This is a genomic window from Actinopolymorpha pittospori, assembly GCF_014873875.1.
GTDB lineage: Bacteria > Actinomycetota > Actinomycetes > Propionibacteriales > Actinopolymorphaceae > Actinopolymorpha > Actinopolymorpha pittospori.
The window spans coordinates 7,116,628-7,139,284 of record NZ_JADBEM010000001.1 but is presented as its reverse complement, the minus strand read 5'-3'; the positions used below and the strand labels follow the sequence as shown (position 1 = coordinate 7,139,284).

General features: G+C 68.3%; 21 protein-coding genes and 1 pseudogene. 16 read left to right on the top strand and 6 right to left on the bottom strand.

What is annotated here, in order from left to right; genetic code table 11:
• Positions 1 to 19: 19 nt before the first annotated feature.
• On the bottom strand, positions 20 to 1,234 hold the full coding sequence (locus HEB94_RS33265) for a 4-hydroxybenzoate 3-monooxygenase (protein ID WP_202896707.1): 1,215 nt from the start codon (positions 1,232 to 1,234) through the stop codon (positions 20 to 22).
• Between the two features lie 10 nt (positions 1,235 to 1,244).
• Positions 1,245 to 1,895: a TetR/AcrR family transcriptional regulator C-terminal domain-containing protein gene (locus HEB94_RS33260; RefSeq protein ID WP_192753501.1), complete on the bottom strand. Its 651-nt coding sequence runs from the start codon at positions 1,893 to 1,895 to the stop codon at positions 1,245 to 1,247.
• Between the two features lie 43 nt (positions 1,896 to 1,938).
• Between HEB94_RS33260 and HEB94_RS33255 the strand changes: the two genes are divergently transcribed.
• The gene (locus HEB94_RS33255; protein WP_202896706.1) at positions 1,939 to 2,352 is read left to right on the top strand and encodes an ester cyclase; all 414 of its coding nucleotides are present in this window, start codon (positions 1,939 to 1,941) and stop codon (positions 2,350 to 2,352) included.
• Between the two features lie 108 nt (positions 2,353 to 2,460).
• Here HEB94_RS33255 and HEB94_RS33250 read toward each other — a convergent pair whose 3' ends face one another.
• Positions 2,461 to 2,844: a VOC family protein gene (locus HEB94_RS33250; RefSeq protein ID WP_192753499.1), complete on the bottom strand. Its 384-nt coding sequence runs from the start codon at positions 2,842 to 2,844 to the stop codon at positions 2,461 to 2,463.
• A 92-nt stretch (positions 2,845 to 2,936) separates the two neighbouring features.
• On the opposite strand from HEB94_RS33250, the gene HEB94_RS33245 reads away from it, so the two are divergent.
• On the top strand, positions 2,937 to 3,695 hold the full coding sequence (locus HEB94_RS33245; protein ID WP_192753498.1) for a TetR/AcrR family transcriptional regulator C-terminal domain-containing protein: 759 nt from the start codon (positions 2,937 to 2,939) through the stop codon (positions 3,693 to 3,695).
• Positions 3,696 to 3,955: 260 nt separating this feature from the next.
• On the opposite strand, the gene HEB94_RS33240 is transcribed toward HEB94_RS33245, so the two are convergent.
• Positions 3,956 to 4,354 carry a hypothetical protein gene (locus tag HEB94_RS33240; protein WP_192753497.1) on the bottom strand — a complete coding sequence of 133 codons (399 nt, stop codon included), beginning with the start codon at positions 4,352 to 4,354 and terminating at the stop codon, positions 3,956 to 3,958.
• Positions 4,355 to 4,939: 585 nt separating this feature from the next.
• Here HEB94_RS33240 and HEB94_RS33235 point away from each other — a divergent pair.
• From HEB94_RS33235 to HEB94_RS33175, 13 genes and pseudogenes are all read left to right on the top strand, one after another.
• Positions 4,940 to 6,004 carry a TadA family conjugal transfer-associated ATPase gene (locus HEB94_RS33235; protein ID WP_337918093.1) on the top strand — a complete coding sequence of 355 codons (1,065 nt, stop codon included), beginning with the start codon at positions 4,940 to 4,942 and terminating at the stop codon, positions 6,002 to 6,004.
• On the top strand, positions 6,001 to 6,879 hold the full coding sequence (locus HEB94_RS33230) for a type II secretion system F family protein (protein ID WP_192753496.1): 879 nt from the start codon (positions 6,001 to 6,003) through the stop codon (positions 6,877 to 6,879). The genes HEB94_RS33235 and HEB94_RS33230 overlap by 4 nt, the downstream gene beginning before the upstream one ends.
• Positions 6,876 to 7,784 (top strand): hypothetical protein, encoded by a 909-nt coding sequence (locus HEB94_RS33225; RefSeq protein WP_192753495.1) that lies wholly within the window; start codon positions 6,876 to 6,878, stop codon positions 7,782 to 7,784. Before HEB94_RS33230 ends, HEB94_RS33225 begins: the two co-directional genes overlap by 4 nt.
• A 246-nt stretch (positions 7,785 to 8,030) precedes the next feature.
• Complete coding sequence (locus tag HEB94_RS33220; protein ID WP_420481612.1) at positions 8,031 to 9,578, top strand: IS1380 family transposase; 1,548 nt, start codon at positions 8,031 to 8,033, stop codon at positions 9,576 to 9,578.
• A gap of 262 nt (positions 9,579 to 9,840) precedes the next feature.
• Positions 9,841 to 10,041 (top strand): hypothetical protein, encoded by a 201-nt coding sequence (locus HEB94_RS33215; protein ID WP_192753493.1) that lies wholly within the window; start codon positions 9,841 to 9,843, stop codon positions 10,039 to 10,041.
• Entirely contained in the window at positions 10,038 to 10,457 is a 420-nt protein-coding gene (locus HEB94_RS33210; RefSeq protein ID WP_192753492.1) for a TadE/TadG family type IV pilus assembly protein, read from the top strand. The genes HEB94_RS33215 and HEB94_RS33210 overlap by 4 nt, the downstream gene beginning before the upstream one ends.
• On the top strand, positions 10,454 to 10,894 hold the full coding sequence (locus tag HEB94_RS33205; protein ID WP_192753491.1) for a TadE/TadG family type IV pilus assembly protein: 441 nt from the start codon (positions 10,454 to 10,456) through the stop codon (positions 10,892 to 10,894). Before HEB94_RS33210 ends, HEB94_RS33205 begins: the two co-directional genes overlap by 4 nt.
• 47 nt (positions 10,895 to 10,941) lie before the next feature.
• Positions 10,942 to 11,334 (top strand): pilus assembly protein TadG-related protein, encoded by a 393-nt coding sequence (locus tag HEB94_RS33200; protein ID WP_337918092.1) that lies wholly within the window; start codon positions 10,942 to 10,944, stop codon positions 11,332 to 11,334.
• Entirely contained in the window at positions 11,331 to 14,708 is a 3,378-nt protein-coding gene (locus tag HEB94_RS33195; protein ID WP_192753489.1) for a LysM peptidoglycan-binding domain-containing protein, read from the top strand. The genes HEB94_RS33200 and HEB94_RS33195 overlap by 4 nt, the downstream gene beginning before the upstream one ends.
• Before the next feature lie 14 nt (positions 14,709 to 14,722).
• Complete coding sequence (locus HEB94_RS33190; RefSeq protein ID WP_192753488.1) at positions 14,723 to 15,310, top strand: hypothetical protein; 588 nt, start codon at positions 14,723 to 14,725, stop codon at positions 15,308 to 15,310.
• A 128-nt stretch (positions 15,311 to 15,438) separates the two neighbouring features.
• Positions 15,439 to 16,227 (top strand): hypothetical protein, encoded by a 789-nt coding sequence (locus tag HEB94_RS33185; protein ID WP_192753487.1) that lies wholly within the window; start codon positions 15,439 to 15,441, stop codon positions 16,225 to 16,227.
• A gap of 713 nt (positions 16,228 to 16,940) precedes the next feature.
• Complete coding sequence (locus tag HEB94_RS33180) at positions 16,941 to 18,686, top strand: helix-turn-helix domain-containing protein (protein ID WP_192748203.1); 1,746 nt, start codon at positions 16,941 to 16,943, stop codon at positions 18,684 to 18,686.
• 101 nt (positions 18,687 to 18,787) lie between these two features.
• A pseudogene (locus HEB94_RS33175) lies at positions 18,788 to 19,276 on the top strand (IS110 family transposase); the annotation flags it as partial.
• Between the two features lie 1,711 nt (positions 19,277 to 20,987).
• Here HEB94_RS33175 and HEB94_RS52855 read toward each other — a convergent pair.
• Entirely contained in the window at positions 20,988 to 21,269 is a 282-nt protein-coding gene (locus HEB94_RS52855) for a ClpX C4-type zinc finger protein (protein WP_337918573.1), read from the bottom strand.
• Between HEB94_RS52855 and HEB94_RS33165 the strand changes: the two genes are divergently transcribed.
• On the top strand, positions 21,237 to 21,491 hold the full coding sequence (locus HEB94_RS33165; protein ID WP_192753485.1) for a hypothetical protein: 255 nt from the start codon (positions 21,237 to 21,239) through the stop codon (positions 21,489 to 21,491). The genes HEB94_RS52855 and HEB94_RS33165 overlap by 33 nt on opposite strands.
• A gap of 483 nt (positions 21,492 to 21,974) precedes the next feature.
• Here HEB94_RS33165 and HEB94_RS33160 read toward each other — a convergent pair whose 3' ends face one another.
• On the bottom strand, positions 21,975 to 22,634 hold the full coding sequence (locus HEB94_RS33160; RefSeq protein ID WP_238361704.1) for a class I SAM-dependent methyltransferase: 660 nt from the start codon (positions 22,632 to 22,634) through the stop codon (positions 21,975 to 21,977).
• Positions 22,635 to 22,657 lie beyond the last annotated feature (23 nt).

Below are 22,657 nucleotides of genomic sequence, written 5' to 3'. Positions count from 1 at the left end.
ACCAAGGCCCTGGGGACGCTCAGATCCCGACGTAGTTCTCGGCGAAGAAGTCCTGGTAGGACCGTGAGGTCCGCAGGCTCTCCAGCCGGGCGTGTTGCAGGCCCCGCAGGAAGACGGCCTCGTCGTCATCGCCCATCGGCCCGTGCAGCAGGTTGATCATCCAGTGGGAGAACTCCTGGGCCCGCCAGACGCGGGGCAGGCAGGCGGCGGAGTAGCCCCGCAGCTGTTGCTCGTCGTCGCCCTTCAGGTGGGCGACCAGCCCCTTGCCGAGCACGTCGGCCTCCATGACGGCGAGGTTGGCGCCCTTCGCCGCCGAGGGGCTGATCAGGCTGGCCGCGTCGCCGACCAGGAAGAGCCGGCCGTACTGGATCGGGTCCATGACGTAGGAGGACATGTCGACGACGCCGCGTTCGAGGATCTGCCCCTCGCGCAGCCGCCCGTGCAGCTCGCCGCGCATGCGCAGGTGGAGTTCCTCCCAGATGCGTTCGTGGGACCAACTGGCCGGGTCGTGGCCGCGGGGGCACTGGAGGTAGTAGCGGGTGATGGAGGGGCTGCGTGCCATGTGGCCGGCGAAGCCGTTGGCGTGCACGGCGTATGCGACCGCCGCCATGCTCTGCGGTGCCTGCGCCAACAGCGCCAGCCAGGAGACTCCGTGGTCGCGCCGGTAACGCTGGGCCGCGTCGGCTGGTACGGCGCCCCGGGAGATGCCGTGCTGGCCATCACATCCGGCGACGTACTCGCAGGACCACTGGTGGACTTCGCCGTCCGCGCTCTCGCAGGTGACCCACGGCTGTTTGGTGTCGACGTCGTTGAGATCGCGGACGCGCGTCTCGAACCGGATGTCGCCGCTGCGGTCGAGGTACTCAGCGATCAGGTCCCGCACGAGGTCCTGTTGCGGGTAGACGGTGTGGACCTCGCCACGGCCGCGCGAGCCGTACCTGAGCTCGAAGGAGCCGTGGTCGGTGCGGAACATGCACGTGTCGTGCTGCTGGCCGTTTCGGAGCAGCCCCGCGGCGAGGCCGTTGTCGGTGAGGATGCGGACGGTGTTCGCGGCGAGATAGCCGGCCCGGGCGCGGTGTTCGACGTGCGCGCGGCTTTGGCGTTCGAGTATCAGGCAGTCGATGTCCGCGGCGCGCAGCAGATTGCCGAGGACGAGCCCGGCTGGTCCCGCGCCGACGATCAGGATGGTTGGACGATTTTCTGAGGCTGGACGATTCCTCGTGATCTGTCCCACGCGGCGCATTCTAGGTTTGTTTCCCCAGTCCTGCCTTATCGGTCGCCCTCCCTCTCGGCTGGAGTCCCACCAGCAGTGCGTCGAGGGCGAACGCGAAGCGGTCCTGGTGATCCTCAGGTGTTCCGAGGCCGGCCGTGAGGGCCTGGGTCAGGACGGGATGACGCGTGGGATCGAGGTCGGGCTCGGGCTCTGGTTCGTCATGGCCCGGGGTGCGGCGTGCCTCGGCGAGGACCTGGCCGATCACGAACGTGGCGAGGGTGGTGATGACGTGGAGCGCTTCGGAGGCGCTGAACCCTTCCTCGACCAGGGCCTGGGCCGCGTGTTCGGCCGTGTCGAGCCCACCGGATGTGGTGACGGGCCGGGTGGCCACCAGGGGCAGCAGGCCGGGATGGGCGAGCAGCGCTGAGCGGAACGACGTGGCGAACTGTTGCGCCCACGCGCGCCACGGGCCCTCCGGACGCAGGTCGACGTCGGTGAGGGTGCGCTCGATGAGGCCGTCGAGCACTGCGTCCTTGTTCGGCACGTAGTAGTAGAGCGTCATCGCCTCGACGCCGAGTTCGCGCCCGAGTCTGCGCATGGACAGCGCGGCCACCCCCTCCCGATCCACCAGGTCGAGTGCGGCCCGCAGCACCTTGTCGGTTGACAATCCAGCCCGTTTCATACACTGTAAGATAACAGTCTTACGGTGTAAGAGAGGAATGACAGTGAAGACCGTGGTCCGCGACTTCTTCGCCGCCGTGAACGAACGCCGCCTGGCCGACCTGCACACATGCGTGGCCGCCGACGTCATCGATCACAACAAGATCATCTTCGGCGAGGCCGACGAACCAGGCGCCGCCTTCGAAGGCATCCGGATGCAGCTCGACGCGTTCGATCCGTTCCACCTGTCGGTCGAGGAACTGCTCGAGGAAGGCGATCGGGTGGTGGCGCGGGTCCTGATGACCGGCGAGCACACCGGCTGGCACCCGCGCATGCCCCAACCCACCATGAAGAACTTCACCGTCGAGGTGATCTTCGTCTTCACCATGAAGGATGCAAAGATCAGCGAGATCCGCGCCGTCAGTGACCGCCTGGGCCTGTTCTTCCAGCTGGGTTGGGACTGGCCAGAGGTCGACTGAGCCCTGCGGTCGGCCGGGTGCGGACCGCCGCCGCTGCGCTTCCAAGGGTCGGCGCCGCCCCGGCCGCCGTGTCGTGGCGGTCAGGGTCGCGCCCTTCATTGCGGGTGTCTACTGCGTGGCGTTCCAGTCCACGAGTTGGACGATGACGCCGTTGGGGTCGCGGACCTGGAAGGCGCGCTCGCCCCACTCCTCCTCGGTGAGGGGCATGGTGATGGTCACACCTTCGGCCTGGAGCCGGGCGAGTTCGCCCTCGAGGTCGTCGACGACGAAGGCGAGGATGAGTCCGGACGCGTGGTCGTCGCGCTGGTCGGCGGGCAGGGTCTCCAGGCCGCGGCGTAGGAAGACGACGTTCATGCCGGCGTCGTCGCGGGTCAGGGAGGCGAAGCCTGGTGCCGCCATCTCCTCGCGGAAGCCGAAGTGCCTGGTCAGGAAACCGCTCGAGGCGGCGACGTCGTCGACGTTGAGCGAGACCGCGGACGAGGTGATCTTCACGTGGGTGCTCCCGGTAGGGGTTGGGGACGAGGCAGCGACACCGTACAGTGTACGCCGTACGTTGTACAGCGTACGGGTACTACGATGCCTTCGTGCCGATCGAACGGACCAGTGCCGGCGACCCCGCCCGCACCCTCGCGTTGCTCTGGCGTGACCCCTCAGCCGTGCCGCGCCGAGGACCCCAACGCGGCCTCGGCCTGGACGCCGTGGTGGACGCCGCCATCGAACTCGCCGATCGCGACGGCCTGGACGCGCTGACCATGCGGCGGGTGGCGCAGGCGCTCGGGGTCGCCCCAATGACGCTGTACACCTACGTGCCGGGCAAGGCGGAACTCCTCGACCTGATGCTGGACGCGGCGTACGCGCGGATGCCGCGGGTCGACACCACCGGACGCCCGTGGCGGGAGCGGCTGAGCGCGGTCGCGGAGCAGAACCGCGCGCTCTTCGACGCCCACCCCTGGGCGGCCACCGTCGTCACGCTCCGGCCACCGCTCGGCCCCGGCCAGATGGCGAAGTACGAGCACGAACTGTCGGCGCTGGAGGGTCTCGGCCTCACCGACGTCGAGATGGACGACTGCCTGACCTACCTGCTGGCCTTCGTCCAGGCGAGTGCCCGCGCGCTCATCGACGCCCGGGTCACCAAGCAGGCCAGCGCGATGAACGACGAGCAGTGGTGGGCCGCCGCGGGCCCGTTGCTCGCGCGGGTCCTCGACGAGCGGACCTATCCGCTCGCGAGCCGGGTGGGTAGCGCCGCGGGCAGTGCGCACGGGAGCGCGCACGACCCCGACCACGCCTACCGGTTCGGGCTCGAGCGCGTGCTCGACGGACTCGCGTACCTCATCGACCGCTGAGGCCCCTCCTGCCTGCCCCGACCGACTGTCCTGGTCGAGGCCGACCCGACCGGCGCCCTCGCCGTCCCAGCCGGCTACTTCCGCAGCAGCCAACTGCCCACCGACGCCACGATCGTCGACCTGGCCGTCGCCCACCGGCAGGGCACCCTCGCCGAGGACCTGCCGCGCATGGTGATGCGCATCCCCGCCACGCACGTCCTCCTCTCTGCGGGCCCCTGCGACACAACCAGGCCCGAGCTCTGGACAGCCTGTGGGGGCCACTAGCAAGCGTATTCAAGGGCCTGGAACGCAACGGTCAGGACGTCATCGTCGACGCCGGGCGACTCGGCCTGGAGGGCTCCCCGTTCAAGCCCACCGCCGCAGCCGACCTGGCCCTGCTGGTCACCCAGTCCACCCTGCCCGCTCTGGTGGCTGCCAGCTCGTGGGCGCCGACCCTGCGCGACGCCTTCACCCGAGCCGGCGCCGAGTCCAGCCTCGGCGACCTGCTCGTCGGCCAGGGGATGCCCTGCCGCCCGAGCGAGGTCGCCAAGGTCCTGCAGATGCCCGTCGTGGGCAGCCTCGCGTGGGATCCAGCCTCGGCCGAGGTCTTCTCCCGCGGCACGAAAGCGCCCCGAAAGTTCGAGAAGTCCAACCTCAGCAAGTCCCTGCGTGCAGGCCATCAGGCCGACGTTGTCCGCATCCCGCGCAAACCTCGGCCTGATGTCGGGAGAGTGGAGCTAGCGATGTCCGACCTCCCGACCGACCCCGCAGACCCCACCAACCTGCCGATCTTCGGCGGCCGGCCGGATCGAGTCCCGCCAGCAGCCCCACGTGCAGCGGCGTCCGTACGCGCCCGCCCAGCCATTCGTCCCCACCCGCACCAACGGGCAGCAGCCGTCCCCGTCGACGCTCCCACCGACCTACCTGAATCTGCCCGGCCTAGACCTGCAAACCCGGCCTCCATCACCTGCCCCACAGCGGCCCACCACCGGCGCCGGCATCGACTGGCACCAGGTGGCGCTGCTTCGGTCCCAGGCCTCCGACCAGCTGACAGCTGCCCTGGGCGAGGAGCGGGGCATGGACCCCGAGACCGAGAAGGAGCTGGGCCGGGCGATCATCCAGGAGCTGCTGCAGACCACGGCGCCGACCGGCTCCACGACGGCGAGAGCGCCTGGACCCTGGAGGAGCAGGACACCCTCGCCGAAGCGGTCTTCAACGCTCTGTTCGGGCTTGGCCGCCTTCAGCCCTTGGTCGACGACGATTCGGTGGAGAACATAATCATCACCGGCGCGGACAACGTTTGGCTGGAGAAGATCGACGGCACCCTCGTCAAGGCCGCCCCCGTCGCCGACTCCGACCAGGAGCTGTCCTTCGTCGCCTCCCGCAGCGAGGTCAACGCTCGCAGCTTCTCCTCGGCGACCCCGCGGCTGCACATGCGCCTTGACGGCGGCTCCCGCCTGGCTGCCGCGGCGTGGGTGACCGCCCACCCCTCGGTCGTGATCCGCCGGCACCGGCTGCGCAGGGTCACCCTCGACGACCTCGTCGAGCGCGACATGCTCACCCATACCCAGGCGACGTTCCTGCGCGCCGCGATCAAAGCCCGCAAGTCCGTGGTCGTCGCCGGAGGCCAGGGAGCGGGGAAAACGACAGTGGTCCGCGCGCTGTGCGCAGTTGTAGATCCGTGGGAAGCAATCGGCACCTTCGAAACCGAGTTCGAGCTGCACCTGCACGAGCTGAAGGACATTCACCCCATCGTCCACGCCTGGGAAGCCCGGCCCGGGTCCGGTGGGATCGGCCCCGACGGCAAGCAAGCGGGGGAGTTCACCCTCGACGAGGCCCTCTACGACAGCTTCCGGTTCAACCTCTCCCGCCAGATCGTCGGAGAGGTCCGTGGCCGCGAGGTGTGGGCCATGATCAAAGCCATGGAGTCCGGCGCCGGCTCCATCTCCACGACACACGCGGCCAGCGGTGAGGCAGCCATCCGCAAGCTGGTCACCTGCGCCATGGAGGCCGGGCCCCACGTCACCAAGGAACTCGCGACATCCAAGCTCGCCGAGACGATCGACATCATCGTCCAGGTCCACCTCGAGACCGTCCCCCTCGACGGTGGCGACAAGTGGCGCCGCTCCCGGTGGGTCTCCGAGATCATCCACGTCGCACCCGGCGAGGCCGTCAAGGGCTACGCCACCACCCACGTGTTCCGGCCCAACCCCGCCGGCGGGCCAGCCATCCCCGGCACCATGCCCGACGAGCTGCGCTCCCTCGAGCGCTACGGGTTCGACCTGAGCGCCTACCTCGCCGAGGACGGCCGCGAGGAGGACACGCTGTGACTCCCCTCATCCCCGCGCTGGGTGGTGCCCTTGCCGTCGCCGGTGTGATCGGCGTGATCGTCGGTCTGCGGCGCACGCCCCCGCCGCCGCCCGCACCGCTACGCCGGCCACAGTCTCGGCTGACCTCCCGGCTTACCAGCATGGACAAGCGCACCAAGATGCTGGCACTGGCCGGCGTAGCGGCAGGGTTCCTCATCTGGCTGCTCACAGGGTGGGCGATCGCCGTCGCCCTCGCCCCGCTGGCCGTCGTGGGACTGCCGACGCTGCTCGCCGCACCCCCATCCGCGGCCCGCATCGACAAGCTCGAGGCGCTTGAGGAATGGACCCGGGCCCTCGCCAGTGTCCTGACCGTCGGCGTCGGCTTGGAGGAGGCACTGCGAGCCACTCTGCGCTCCACCCCAGAAGCGATCCGACCCGAGGTCACCCTCCTCATCGCCCGCCTACGCGCCCGCATCGGCACCGAGGAGGCACTACGCGCCTTCGCCGACGACCTCAACGACGCCACCGGGGACCTCGTGGCCTCCTACCTGATCCTCGGCGCGCGCCGCCGCGGCCAGGGCCTGGCCTCGGTCCTGGAGTCGCTGGCCGAGTCCGTTGCAGCCGACGTGCGCGCCCGCCGCGCCATCGAAGCCGACCGTGCCAAGCCCCGCACCACCGCCCGGTGGGTCACGATCATCACCGTCTGCGTCCTCGGCTTCCTCGCCCTCACCGGGGACTACATCGCCCCCTACGGCACCCCGCTGGGTCAGGTCCTGCTCGTCATGCTCCTGTCGGCCTACGTCGCTCTCCTTGTGTGGATGCGCAACATGGCCAAGGGTCAGCCCCTGCCGCGATTCCTCGGCGCCGCCGCACGCGAAGGAGGAGCCCGTCGATGACCACCGGTCTACAGCTCGCCATCCTCGGCGGCGCCCTCGTGGGCGTGGGTATCGCTCTGCTGGTCTGGCGCCTCATGCCGGCCCATCCCGAACTTGCCGACGTCGTGCGCCGCTACTCCGCCGAGGGTGTCAAGGCCCGCGCGGCTGCCCGGTCAACAGTCCCCGCGACCGGCACCCCGGACCGCCTCGGCATCTGGGCGATGAAGCGCTTCCCCAGCTCCTGGTGGGGCAAGACCCCCACGCAGGAGCTCGCGCTGCTGCGCATCCCGGTGCATCGCCACTACGGCAAGAAGATCCTCTATGCGATCACCGGCCTGGTCATCGCCCCGGTCCTGACCTACTTCTTGGTTGTCCTCGGCTGGTCGATCCCGATCTTCATCCCGGCCGCGGGCTCGATCGGCATGGCCGTCGTGTTGTTCTTCATGCCCGACGTCGATGTGCGCACCGACGCCCGCCATGCCCGCGCAGAGTTCGCTCGCGCGTTGGGCGCCTATACCGACCTCGTCGCGCTGGAGCGCCTTGGCGGCTCCGGCTCACGCCAGGCCATGGAACTGGCTGCGGGGGTGGGTGACAGCTGGATCTTCCAACGCATCAGCGAAGAGCTGGCGCGGTCGCGCTGGTCCGGTCTTGCCCCGTGGGACTCCCTGCATGCCCTGTCTGAGGAGCTTGGCTTGCCCGAGCTCGACGACCTGGCCGACATCATGCGCCTGAGCCAGGAGGGCACGCAGGTCTACAGCAACCTGCGTGCCCGCTCCAGCGCCTTGCGCGCGGCCATGCTCAACGAGGAGCTGGCCAAGGCCAACGCGACGGGGGAGCGGATGAGTATGCCGATGTCACTGCTGGGTGTGGTGTTCATGGTCATCCTCGTCGCCCCGAGCCTCCTGCGAGTGATGGGGGGCTCCTGACCAGCGGAAACAGTGCTGGTCAGCGGGCCCGGGCCGCGGCCGCGGAAGCGGTCAGATTGGTTGTCCGGCGCTTGTCACAGAATGGGCCGAGCTGACACCTTCCTTGGGTGCCACTGTCCTCACCACTAGACCTTGACCAAGCGTGTCGGCTGGGCTGGATGGCCGTTTTCATAGGCAAAGGCCTTATCTTGCTGGGTTAGCGCTCACAACGCAGTCCGGCAAGAAAAGGCCTTTGTGGTGAAGAAGATATCGCATGTTCAGAGTCGGCGGAACGCGGCGCGTCGACGACGCCGGGTTGCGGCGCGTCACGGGTTGGCGGGGCACTGGGGCGAACAGCCGTCCCCGATGCTGGGCTCGGGGACTGTGTCCTATGAGGTCGGCGGGAACCTCGACGCGACTTGTTTCGGCGGGATCGCCGCGGTGCACCGGCTGGTGACCAAGCTGGGCCTGGTTGACCAGATCAACGAGGGTCTGCACCTGTTGAAGGTGCACCTGCCCTACCACGAGTCCGACCATGTGCTGAACCTGACCTACAACGTGATGTGTGGCGGCACCCGCCTGGAAGACATCGAAGGCCTCCGGCACGACACCGCCTACATGAACGCCTTAGGCGCGGACCTGATCCCAGACCCCACCACGGCCGGGGACTTCTGCCGCCGCTTCGCCGAGACCGATGTGGTGGAGTTGATGGAAGCGATCAACGCGGTCCGCCCACAGTTGTGGACGGGTCGGGGAGGCGACCTGCTCGGCCCGGTCGCCTACATCGACGCCGATGGCACGATCGTCCCCACCTCCGGGCGCCGTAAGGCCGGCATGGACATGTCCTACAACCGGATCTGGGGGTATGCGCCGCTGATCGTGTCGCTGGCCAACACCAAGGAAGTGCTCTACCTGGTCAACCGGCCCGGCAACGCCCCCAGCCACCAGGACGCGGCGACCTGGATCGACAAGGCCATCGACCTCGTGCAACCGCACGCACCACGGGTGTGTCTGCGCGGTGACACCGACTTCTCCCTGACCGCCCACTTCGACCGCTGGGCGGCCCGGGTCGACTTCGTCTTCGGCATGGACAACAACCACGCGCTACGGTCCCGTGCCGAGGCGCTGGCCGAGACCTGCTGGACCCGGCTGCATCGAGACGCCACCGCCCAGAACGCCACCGGCCAGAACGCCGCCGGCCAGAACGCCGCCGGCCAGATCCGGGCTCGCCGGGACAACCACAAGCAGGCCATCGTGGCCGAACGCGGCTACCTCAACCTGGAGCTCAACTACGAAGACGTCGCCTGCTTTGACTACCAGCCCGGCAAGTGCGACCGCTCCTACCGGGTGGTCGCGCTGCGCAAGAACATCAGCCGCAGCCGCGGTGAGCAGGTGCTCATCGATGAGGTCCGCTACTTCTTCTACATCACCACCCGCACCGACCTGAGCGCCGAACAGGTCGTGGCCTGCGCCAACCAGCGCTGCGACCAGGAGAACATCATCGCAAGCCTCAAGTCCGGCGTCGGCGCACTGCGGGTGCCGCTGCACGACCTGGTCTCCAACTGGGCCTACATGGTCATCGCCGCGCTCGCCTGGAACATCAAGTCCTGGTTCGCGATGATGATGCACCGCAAAGCTGACCGCCGCGACTACATCCGCATGGAATTCCGGCGCTTCTTCAACACCATCATCCTCATCCCCGCCATGGTGACCCGCCGAGCCCGCGCCATCACCATCCGACTCATCGGCTACAACCCCGCCCTGGACCGGCTCTTCAGCGCCTGGAACACCACCGAACGAACCCGCTTCGGCTGACCCACCCCAACCCCCACCCCCGGCCCGACAGCGCCTCACACCGCCGACCACCACCGGCGGCGACCACGCCTGCCCAGACACCAAAAACCGGCGCCGAACACCCCCACACAGCCCCCGACCAGGCCACTCCGACCCCCCACCGACACCCTCAGACGTCCCACCGACATGCCCGACACGACAGCCGACATGATCAAATCGCCTTCGGCCACCGCCATCGAGCCGACTCGCTTATTTGAGGACTAGACCCAAAGAGGGGACTCACGTGCTTCACCTCGCCGTCACTCTTTACACGCTCGGTGTACGCCTGGCAGACCAGGCGCGTACCAAGCTGACGACCGAGCCCGAGCGTGGTTCGGAGACCATCGAGAAGGTTCTGTGGGCGGTCGCGGTCATCGCGATCGTCGCCATCGTGGTCACCGTCATCAAGAACTACGTCACCAGCGAGGCGGGCAAAATCAAATGATCGCTCGGCCCGCACTCGCACTACGTCGTCTCGCCCAACGGGTGGTGGCGCGGCGCGAGCGTGGGTCCTCGACCATCCAACTGGTCGTCCTCCTGCCCGCCCTGTTCTCCCTGATGTTCCTCGGTGTGCAGGCCGCGGTGATGTACCAGGGCCGCACCATTGCCCTGGCCGCCGCGCAGGAGGGCGCCCGCGAGGCCGCCGGAGAGCAAGGCACCGCCGCCTCGGGCATCTCGGCGGCGCACACCTTCGTCTCCTCCACCACCGCGGGCCTGAAAGGCACCAGCGTCAGCGGCTACCGCAACGCCGACGAGGCGCGGATCACCGTGACCACCCACACCGTCAGCGTGATCCCGGCCTGGAAGCCCACCATCACCCAGTCCGCGTCAATGCCGGTGGAGAAGGTGACGACAGGATGAGGCGCCGACTTGTTGCCCGCCGCGACCGAGAGCGGGGTTCTGAGGCCATCGAGGCAGCCATCGGCGTGCCTGCCTTCCTGCTGTTCATTGCCATGATCATCGCCGCCGGACGGTTCGCCATCGCCCACCAGGCCGTCCAGGCCGCCGCGGCTGACGCCGCCCGCGCGGCGTCCATCTCCCGCACCCAAGGCGCAGCTGACTCGGCGGCAACCTCCGGGGCGAGCTCGAGCCTGGCAAACCAGAAGCTCCAATGTGTTTCGAAGAAGGTCAGCGTCGACACCAGCGGGTTCGCCGCCCCGGTCGGAACCCCAGCCACCGTGACCGCCACCGTGACCTGCGTGGTCAACCTGTCCGACGTCGCCATCCCGGGCCTGCCCGGACACCAGACCATCAGCGCGACCATGGCCAGTCCGCTCGACACCTACCGGGAACGCTGATGCGTGCCCCCTCCGCCGTCACTGGCCGCCGATCCGACCGCGGGTCGGTGACCCTTTGGCTGGCGCTGTCCTCCTTCGTCATGGTCGTCCTCGTGGGCCTGGCGGTGGACCTGACCGGCCAGGTGCATGCGCAGCAGCGAGCCCGCGACGTCGCCGCCCAGGCCGCACGCGTCGGGGGGCAGCAGCTCAACGCATCCCAGGCCGTTCGGGGCCTCGGCGCGCAGGCCAGCCCTACCCAGGCTGTTCGGGCCGCTCAGCTGTACCTGAACGCTTCTGATGTCTCCGGCACGGTCGGCGTCGTCAACGGCACCACCCTTGTCGTGTCGACCACCGACATCTACCAGCCCAAGTTCTTGTCCATCGTCGGCCTGGGCAACATGCGCGTGAGCGGCAAAGCCGAGGCCCGCCTTGTCCGTGCCGTAGGAGGAGTCGAGCGGTGACCACCCTGCGCCGGCGCGTTGCCGGCCTCTTCGCGATGCTGACCATCCTCGGCATCATCATTGGCTTACCCGCTGTCCTCCTCGCTGTTGGAGCGAACCCTTTCTCCGGCGACCTGTCCTTCCTCGAGGCTGTCAAGAACGCCCTGACCTCCCCTGATGACGGCACCCTCGCCATCGGCGTGATCAAGCTCATCGCCTGGGCCTCATGGGCGTTCCTGACCCTGTCGATCCTGGTCGAGGTCATCTCCCGAGCCCGCGGCGTACGCGTGCCCCGACTGCCGGGCCTTCGGGTCCCACAGCATGCCGCCAACGGCCTGGTCGGCACTGCGATGATGCTCTTCGTCACCTTGCCGAGCGTCGCCCACGCGGCCCCTGGGGTATCGGCGCCGCCTGTGGTGGCCTCCCAGACTGTTGTCACGGCAACGCCGCAGGCCATTCAGGTCACGGACACTGCGACGACGGCCGGCCAGCCCCAGACCGCCGCGCCTGCGCCGGCCCGAAAGGCCGCCGCGGTCAAGCACACGGTCCAGCGTGGGGAGACGCTGTGGTCGATCGCAGCGGAGCACCTCGGCGATGGCCGCCGCTACCGCGAGATCGTCGAGCTCAACGAGGACCTCCTGGACGGCAAGGACACCTTCATCAAGGCGGGTTGGGAGCTCGATATCCCCGCACCGGTACTCGAGGAGAGTCCCGGCGGCACCGTCGTGGTCGAGAAGGGCGACACCCTCTCCGAGATCGCGCTCAAGGAGGTCGGCGACGCCGACCGGTACCCGGAGATCTTCGAGGCGTCCCGCGGGATCACCCAGCCGGGGGGTGAGCATCTGAGCGACCCTGACGTCATCGACGTCGGCTGGACCCTCAAGCTCCCCGACCCGGCCACGGCGGCGAAGCCCGCGCAGAACCCCAGCAACGACGCACCCAGGAACGCCCCTCGGCCGCGCCCTGCCTCCGAGACGTCGCAGGACACTCCTGCCGAGCAGCAGCCGGACGTCCCCGAGGTGACCCAGGAAGCTCCCGCCCAGCAGCAGCCGGCCCCGTCGCAGTCCTCGACACAGCAGGCCCCGGACGCCTCCGCGGACGAGGAGCACCTGCAGGAGAACTCGGACTGGATGGTCCGCAGCAGCTTCGGTGTCGGTGCGCTCCTGGCTGCGGGTGTGCTCGCCCTGCTTGCCACCCGTCGGCGAACCCAGCAGCGCCGGCGCCGTCCCGGCCAGCGGATACCGATGCCATCCGGCCACACCGCCGAGGTCGAGCAGGAGCTCCGGGCGACCGCCGACTCCCTTTCTGTCGAGACCGTCGACGTGGCTCTACGCTCACTCGCGCGGACCTGCTCCGAGAGTGGCTCCGCGCTGCCCGTCGTCCGTGCCGCCCGTCTCACGGCCACCCAATTCGACCTCTACCTCGCCGAGCCCGCGCAGCTGCCCGCTCCGTGGACTGGCACCGCCGACACCACGGTGTGGACCCTCGATGTCGACAACACCGGAAAACTCGAGGGCATCGACGTCAGCGATGTGCCCGCCCCCTACCCGGCGCTGGTCACCATCGGCCACGATGAAGAGGCCGGCCACGTCTTCCTCGACCTGGAGTACCTGGGCAACCTCGGCGTCGCCGGGGAAGGCTCCGCCACCCGCGAGATCCTCGCCGCACTGGCGATCGAGCTGGCCACCTCCACCTGGGCGGACGACCTGCAGGTGACCCTCGTCGGTGCCTTCCCCGAACTTGAGGACACCCTGCAGACCGGGCGGATCCGTTACCTGCCCTCTGTGGGCCGGGTCCTTGATGACCTGCTGCACCGCGCGGAGGAGGATCGCCGTGCCATGGCGGATGCCGGCGTGGCGGGCCTGCACACCGCCCGCGTTACCGGTGCCGCACCCGATGCATGGTCTCCGGAGATCGTCCTGATCGCCGGCGAGGTCACCGACCGCCAGCGCAACCAGCTCGAGCAGCTGGTTGACGATCTACCTCGAGTCGCCCTGGCCACCGTCACCAGCGGTGTCGGCGTGGGGGAGTGGGTCCTCGACCTCGCCGCCGGCGCCGACCCCGACGTCGCGGTCCTCGCTCCGATCGGGTTGCAGCTGCAACCGCAGCGGCTGCCCGCCGAGCAGTACGGCCACCTCCTCCACATTGCCTCCATGGCCGACGTCGAGGAGCTCGACGGCGCCGCCGCCCCCGAGCTGTCACTGGTAGACATCGAGTCGATCACTCCCGTCGACGAGCCCAGCTACCCGGCCTCGGCCATGCCCGAGATCACCCTGGAGGTCCTGGAAGCCGCGGCCGAGCGCGAGGAGGAGCAGCCCTCGGAGCAGCCCTCCGAGACAGCCACCGCAGATACAGCCTCCGCCGCCGTGCAGGTGCCCTTCACCGGAGTGCCGCTCCTGGAGGCGGCCCGCCCTGCCGTCCAGGCCACGGACCCCGCTGCGGGAGAACCCCAGACACAAGCTCCGGCCGCTGCCGTCGAAGGGGAGGAGTCGACCCCATCCGACCCGGTGCACCCGCAGGCGGCTTCGCAAGCCCCGACAGAGGGTGCCCCCATCCCCGGGGAACTCGAGATCCCGACCGAAGCGGAGACCGCAAACGAGGAGGTTGCGCTCGTGCCGCCCATGCCGTTCCCCGCACCGAGGGTGCTCGTCCTCGGCCCGGTCGACATGATCAACACTGGCGGCAAGGTCGAGCCGAGCAAGCGGGCCCGCCTGCTCGAGTTCGCGGCCTACCTCGCACTCCACCCCGGGGCGACCCACACAGCCATCGACAACGCGATCTGGCCCGACCGCAAGACCGAGGACAACCTCAACACCCGCAACCCCGCCACGTCCAAGCTGCGCCGATGGGTCGGGACCGACCCCGACGGGCAGGAGTACCTGCCCCGCCACCAGGCAGGCGAGGGATATGCCTTCCTGCCGTCAGTCACCACCGATGTCGGCGACTGGGACCGCCTACTTCAGCACGACCCCCTCAACGCCCCCACCGAGAACCTCGAGGCCGCACTGCAACTCGTCCGCGGAATCCCATTCGAAGGCACCCACCGCAAGCGGTACGCCTGGGCTGAGCCCATCAAACAGCGCCTCATCAGCGAGCTCGTCGACGCCTCCTACGAACTCACGCGCCGCCGACTCCTAGAGGGCCGGTGGCGCGCCGCGGAGCAGGCCGTCGTCGTGGGCCTGCGGATCGAGCCGGCGCAGGAGAACCTCTGGCGCCTGCGAATCCTTGCCGCGCACGAGAGCCGGAGCCCCGCCGCCGAAGCGGAAGCGATCGAACGGCTGCTGACCATCACCGAACAGCTCGAGTGCGACCTCGAGCCCGAGACCGAGCGGCTCCTGGCCGCGCTGAAGAGCCCCGGCACCAACTTCGACCAGCTCATGGCCAACGCCCTCTAGAAGGAGACGAACTCATGTCCCGCCCCACCCGAACTCTCGCCGCCGTTGCCGTCGTGGCCGCGCTGGCCACGACGGCCACGACGGCCACAGCCTGCGACGGTGACGGCAAGGCGGACCCGACCCCGACCCCCACGACGTCGCGCGCAGTCACCAGCACCAGTCCGACTCCCACAACAACACCGAGCCCGACGTCGACCAAGACACCAGACGAAGTGGGTGCTGAGCAGGCCGTAGTGGCGTTCTGGGCAAAGCTCGACGAGAAGGCGTCCGACCCGTACACGAGCCTGACCGACCTGTCGGCCGTAGCTCGCGACCAAGCGCGCCTCCAGTGGCAGCGCAACCTGACGGTGAGGCGCGGAAAAGGCTGGAAGCAGATCGGCTCCACGATCGTCAGGTCACCAGACGCCTCGTACAGCAAGAAGGACGTCTGGGACGTGAGTACGTGCATCGACGTGACCAAGGTGAACATCGTCGACAAGGATGGAAAGTCCGTGGTCGCGGCAAACCGTCTCCCGCGTGTCCAGTCCGTATACGAAGTGACCAAGGACAACGGGAAGTTCTACGTCACACGAGATGCCCAACGGAAGGTGCGGCCATGTTGAGAGCGGCACTTCTCGCTCTCGCTTCTCTGTCGCTGCTTCTTGGTGCACCTGCACCTATGGCAGCTGCAGAAGATCCGCCGGTGACATGCCCGCCGGGCCAGGTCTACGACCCAAGTCAAGGAGTCTGTGTGATCGTCGTGACGGGACCTGGCGACCCCGACGATCCTGGTGATCCTGGCGACCCCGATGACGGTGATGGAGGTCCGGCGCCCCAGAAGTGCATGTGGGCTGGCGAAGAGATCCCATGCAAGGGCGAGGACGGCTACTGGAGCAACGAGATGATGTGCTACATCAGCCCGAGCCCAGCGGACTACCCGCCCGACGACCCGATCTGGGAAGGGCACTACCCCGAGGGCGCGATTTACCTCTGCTACAACCCCTACATCGCGGGCAGCCGAGCGGTCTCCTTCTGGTCGCGGAACCCTCCCGCCGGCCCGGCTGCACCGCCGGATCCACGTGTGCTCGCCCAGCGGGCGATCGCGGCGATGAACCTCCAGGCCGTGATGATTGGCATCGTGCCTGAGGACGCACCTGGCCGAGTTGGCGTCATCGGCATGCCGACATGGATGTGGGCTGCCAACCCGACGCAGAGCACGATCGGACCGATCACTCGGTCGGCATCTGCCGGCGGGGTCACCGTGACCGCGACGGCGAAGGTCGACAAGGTTGTGTGGGACATGGGTGACGGTAAGTCCGTGACGTGCACCGGGCCTGGGACGCCGTACGCCGACAGCTACGGCAAACAGTCGAGCCCGAGCTGCGGCCACACCTACACCCGCGAAGGCCGGTACACCGTGACGGCGACGTCGTACTGGACGGTCGACTGGGCTGGCCTCGGCCAGAGAGGCACGATCCCGCTGCAGTTCTCCCGCTCGACGGCAATCACGATGGGCGAGGTCCAGGTCCTCGTCAGGTAGCACCTCGGCCGCATGTGGGCGCCCTTTCCCGTAGGGCCTCACATGCGCATCTACCGCCCCGCGGAGTTGGGTGACAGGCGCGACCGAGACGAGGAGACACGCCGCAGCTGGCAAGAGAAACCAAGCCTCACCCGCCCGCCCGGGTCGATCAGCACAACGTACTGACCACCAGCAACTTAAGGAGAGAATCCCTCAGTTCCCTCTTTGGTTCACCTAATGAGTTCTGGGAGTGAGCCATCCGGCAGACTCCTGGTGGGTAGGTAGCCGCCGGCAGACGAGCACTCGCGTTCCCTGGACGCTGGGTCCTACTGAAAGATCGTGCCGCTGCCGGTCGGTGTGGAGAGTTGATCGCTGATGGGATGTCGTGCCCGCCCGGTTGTGGCGTGAGCACTGCTTCATTAGCGCCGATTCTCGTGTCTAGCGGTGGCGCGTCGGTGGCTCCAGGATGTTGGGCGGCTCCGGGCTGCTTTCGCCTATGGGCATGTGATTGTGATGGTCGTTGCGCCCGAAGCGGGTGATCGGTCAGGGTCGATCTGACTGCCTGTTGTGGCGGGTTTCGGATTGTCGTCCGACCCGGATGTGATGAGCGAGCACGATCTCACTTGGAGTACGACGGCGGGAGAGACGCAGCGATGGCTGCCGTTGCGCTCTGTCGCCGCCAGTGATCGGCGTGTCACGTTGACCGCGATCGTGTCGCTTGCTGTAGTTGAATCGTGGAACAAGCAGCGATATCCACCCCCGAAGCGGCCCGTCGGGGCAGTGAGTACTTCGCCGCCCCAGCAGCGGCGAACCAGCGTCGTTACGAGGCACTGCGCGCGTACCTGTTCGAGGGAGTCTCAGCGGCGGAGGCGGCGACCCGCTTCGGCTACACCCTGACGACGCTGCAGTCGCTGGTGCGGGACTTCCGGGCCGGACGCTGCGAGTTCTTCCAGAGCTCGCGTCCGGGCCCGAAGACGGCCCCGGCCAAGGAAGCGGCCCGCACCAGGATCATCGAGCTGCGCCGGTTGGGCCACTCGGCCCACGAGATCGCTGCCGCGCTCGCCGAGGAGGACACTCCGCTCAACCGCACCGGGGTCGCCGAAGTCCTGGCCGAGGAAGGGTTCCCACGCTTGTGGCCCCGTCCGCACGCCGAGCGCGGCCTACCCCGACGCGAATCCCAGCCCCGCACCAAGGTGATCGACTTCGCCGTCCTGCCCGCCCACGCCGACACCCGGATGGCCGGGCTACTGCTGACCATCCCCGATCTGGTGGCACTGGACCTGCCCGGCCTGGTGCGGGCCGCGGGCTATCCCGGCACGTCTGTGATCCCGGCGATCAGCTCGATCCTGTCGCTGCTGGCGATCAAACTCACCACCACCCGCCGCGTCTCCCACATCGACGACATCGCCACCGACCCCGGTGCGGCGTTGTTCGCCGGGCTGACCAGCCTGCCCAAGGCCACCGCGCTGACCACCTACTCCTACCGGCTCGACCACACCCGGCAACAACGATTCCTTGCCGCACTGGACAAAGCCAGCCTCGCCGCAGGGCTCGCGCACGGCGAGGCGATCAACCTCGACTTCCACGCCGTCATGCACTGGGGCGCCGACCCCGCGTTGGAAAAACACTACGTGCCCAGACGTTCGCAACGCACCCGCTCAGTGTTGACCTTCTTCGCCGAAGACGCGGCCACCCACACCCTGCTCTACGCCAACGCCGACCTCGCCAAAGCCAACCAGAACAACGAAATCCTCGCCTTCGCCGACCACTGGCGCACAACCTCCGGAGCGGACCCGAAACTGTTGATCTTCGATTCCAAGGTCACCACCCAGGCCCAGCTCGCCGACCTCGACGCCCGCGGCATCGCCTTCATCACCCTGCGCGCCCGCACCCCGAAACTCACCGAACACCTACATGCCTTGCCCGCCAAGGACTGGACACCACTCACCATCGCCCGAGCGGGCGGGAAAACCCGCCGTGTCCGCGTGATCGAAGACCCCGCCGCCACACTCTCGGCCTACCCCAGCACGCTACGCCAACTCGCCATCACCGGACTCGGGCACGACGAACCCACCATCCTGATCACCAACAATCGCACCACCCCGACCAAACACGTGATCGAGGCCTACGCCAGGCGGATGAACATCGAACAACGCCTCGCCGAAGCCATCCGCTCCTTCGGCCTGGACGCCCTCGCCGGCGCGGTCCCCCTCAACATCGACCTCGACGTCGTGCTCTCCGTACTCGCCCACACCATCTGCGCCGCGCTCCGCCGACGCCTCCCCGGCTACGCCACCGCCACACCCGACACCCTGCAACGCCGATTCCTCTCCACCGGCGGCACAATCGAAAACCGCGATAACGAAACCATCGTCCGCCTCGACCGACGCGCCTACTCACCCGTCCTCCGCCACGCCGACCTCCCCACCACCGAAGTCCCCTGGTGGGGCGGACGACACCTCCGCTACGAATACGAGTGATCAAACTGGGGTTGAATCCGCTGCGCGAGAATCAGCGTTAGGTCGCTGATGGTTCTCCTCCTGGCTACCGAAGGTGATCGATTCGATAGGCGGGAGACGTGTTGCTGTTCGTGGGAGATGACTGGTCGGAGGACCATCACGACGTTGAGGTGATGGACGCTTCCGGCCGCCGGCTGGCCAAGGCCCGCCTGCCCGAGGGTGTCGCGGGTATGACGCGGTTGCACGTGATGATCGGCCAATGGCTCGGCGACGACGCGACCGACATCGAGGACGTCGCTGCGCGGGTGAAGATCGGTATCGAGACCGATCGGGGGCCCTGGGTCCAGGTGCTGGTCGCCGCCGGGTACACGGTGTACGCGGTCAATCCGTTGCAGGCGGCCCGTTACCGGGAACGCCTTGTGTTGTCCGGGGCGAAGAGCGACGCCGCCGACGCGCACATGCTCGCCGACATGGTGCGCACCGACTCCCACCAGTTGCGCCCGGTCGCTGGAGACAGCGTCGAGGCCGAGGCGGTCAAGGTCGTTACCCGGATGCACAAGACACTGGTCTGGGAACGGACCCGCGCCGGCCAGCGGCTGCCGCGGGCCGTACCACGCCAGAACCAGAAGGCGCGGGCCTTCGGCCCGCCTCCATAGGGTCCACCAACGAGCGCCGCCCGCAGGGCCGCCGGGGCGGTTGCGCCGCGTCAGCGGCGCCTTGATCTAAAGAGAGAGGGCTATTCGGCAATCGGCCGAGTTCGCTGGTGTCCGGTAAGGGGAATCCCATACGGACACGGCCCCGGTCGGAACGCTGCTCCTCTGATGCGTCATCGCGGTGCTCGGGCGCCGTTCGTCCGGTGGTGGGCGTCTCATGGAGCGTAGGACGACGCTTCGCTCAGCGGAGCTGATCGGAGATCTCGGGCCGCCTGGCGGGGCCACGGATCAGAGCCCGCGGCGGTCGAGCCACTCCCCGCCGACCTGAATTCCGGAAGATCCACGCTGGCGACCGCGAAGCGGATCCTCGCCGCGATCGAAGAGTTTGCCGAGGACCCGCGCAGCCCGTCGCTGGACGTCAAACCTCTTCACGGGGTGCTGGTAGTAATCAGCAAGAAAACAACGATTCCGTTGATCTTGGTCAGAGCGGCAGGAGCTCGCGCATCTTGCCCCGGACGCGGGGACCGCTGGCCGCCGAGGCGCAGGCTGAGGGTGGGGAAGCGTTCGGCGATCTCGACGGCGGTGAGGGGCTGGGTGCCAGCGGTCGTCGTCGTGCCAGCGGCCGTTCGGGTCGATACCGCGGATGCGGGCGATGGGAGAGGGGGCCCTACTCCGAGGCGCCCGCTAACCTGTAGCGCCAGCCCAACAGAACGGGCCCGACCCCAACGACGGGGGGCGGGCCTGTTCTGCTGTCTACGGCCGGTGCAGCGCGCGGAGAAACTGCACGACTGTGAATCACACGTGGGACGCCAACCCACGAGACGCGCCACGAGCGACGCCAAGGGCGAGCCGGGGAGGACACCCGGGGGCGACTCTGCAATCCAGCGCGGCTGGCTCAACCCCGACCACCAGCTCTTCGGACAAGTCACTTCCCCGGCCCACCAACCGCGATACTACGACGCCCCAACCCGCGGGTGGACAAACACAGTGCGGGACATGAGCCGGAGTCTGATGCCAACCCACGAGACGCGCCAACAACCAGCGGCTACCGCGTGACGTCAGTGCTCCCGAGTACCCGGCATCGGAGGCAAGAGGTGGAAGACCTGGGCCCACTCGTCTACGCCCTGTCCGAACTCCACCTTGACGATGATCTGGGCCCACTGAAGCGTCGCGACGTAGAGGCAGGGCGCCTTCCGCGAGCCGGCCTTGAAGTTGGCGAGGGTGAGGACCTTCTCCTCCGCGCCGGGGGTATCGACCCAAGGACAACAGCGGGTTGTTCGGGCTCGTCAGCGTGATCTGCACCAGGTCCAGGTCGGCCGGGCCGTTGTTCGTCACCCAGTACTGGGCGATCGCGCTCGGAGTCACCCACCCAGCGGGGGTGATGGGCGATCTCAGACCTGCTTGCCTCCAGGTCGCGGCGAGCCTCGGCGTCGACGGTCCGCGCGGATATCTCGTTGGCACGAACCGCCGCGCGGGCCTGCTGCCTTCCGTAGGCGACGCTCGCGCCGCTCATAAGGAGCGCGGCAACCGCGATTCCAGACGAGATCCAGTCGCCGCCGTCCATCAGGGCACATTCCTCGGCCGTCCCGGGCTTGCGCTTCCAGTTGGCCGGCCAACCCACGAGTTGTGAACCTTCCAGGTCAACGTAGGGAAGTTGTGAACCCATCGGCTACCACCAGCGCCACCACCACCGGCGACGCAGGTGGCCGCGCAGCAGCCGGGCCGCCTCCTCCAGGCACTCGTCGCAGATCATCGCCCCGGTGTCGTCGCTGGCGACCAGGCCCCGCACGAGCCCGCGCGGGAGCAGGCAGAACGAGCAGCGCGGCTGGTGGTCGTCTGGCGGGTCGCTGGGCGGTGACGGGCTGCGGCCGGTGCCGGCTGGTAGGTGAGGCGGGGCGGGTGATCTGGCGCGGCGGTCATGCGGCGGACGCTTACAGGCTGGCCATACCACCCCCGGTGCGAGAGGATCGCCGGCATTGCACCCACCAACTTCGCCGAGCTCGAGGCCCGGGTTCGCGGGCTGGAGTCGCGAGTCCAGCGGACTGAGGAAGACGCCGCCGCGATCATCACCACGGTTTCGGAGACTCGCGAGGACGTGCGGTGGTTGAAGCGGGCGGTGCAGGTGCTGCTGGAGGATCGGGGGCGGGCTGTCCCGCCCGAGGACGACGAGTAGGACCCCGGTGTGAGCTGCGCTACAGGCCGGCGACTTCCGGCACTGCTGGCCGGTCACCGGAATCCAGCCTCCTCGTCAGGCGGCCGGAGCGTGACCTGAGTCGCGTCGCCAGCCGACGATGAGCACTCCGAGGGTCTTGCCTGCCGCGATGAGGGGGAGGTACATGCCAAGACCGACGGTGGCCTGTGCCTGGACCGCCGCGCCGCGTCGGGCCGACTAGGTCGATCTTCATGTTGACCGTCATCGACCACCCCACCTCAGGTCTGACCACGCACACCCCACTTGGCGCGCCAACGCCCTTGGCACGTACCGCTTCTGGCGTGGCATCGGCTATGCCGCCGGCGCCCTCGTCGCCGGTGTACTCGCAGACGCCATCAACCTCAACGCCACCGTGATCGCCGCAGCGGTCCTGACCGCTGCATCAGGACTACTCGCCGCCGTGTGGCTGAGAGAACAGCCAACCAGCGCCACGAGGCCCGGCAACTAGCCCTCGATCGGTACGCCGGGCTTTACCGCATAAATGCGCTCGACAGTGCCCGCCTTCGACCGGGAGGTCTCCACGATCTCCAGACCGGCCGAGCGCACCAGGGGAAGCTGCCTGCGGGTGAAATGCTCGCCAGCAAGCTGAATCGTCAGGCGTTCGGCGAGCCACTGCAGTGCGTAGACCGGCGGCCAACTGCTGCCGATGTGGTCGAGCAGGAGCAGGCGCCCGCCAGGGGCCAAAGCGCGGTGCATCTCCGCGATCGCCCGTCGGGGATCGGGAATGGTGCACAGAGACAAGGCGCACACAACGGTGTCGAACGACCCATCCTCGATCGGCAGGTTCGCCGCATCGCCTTGCCGAAGGTCGGCTGAGATGTCGAGCTCGGTGGCACGTTGACGGGCGATGGCGAGCATCTCGGGGCTCAGCTCGATGCCGGTCAGCTCGATGTCCTTGGCGTAGAAGGGCAGGTTGCGGCCGGTGCCGACGGCAACCTCCAGTACTCGTCCCTGGGCGCGCTCGGCCAGCCACTCGCGCCCGCCTGCGAACTGGACGCGTTCGAAGAATGCCATTTGCTTGTCGTAGCTCGGCGCTGCCTTGTCCCAGACGCGCTGCTGTTTCGCGGTCGGCGTCTCGCACGCCTTCGGCTTGGTGTCGGTCAATGACTGTGGTCCCCTCGATAATG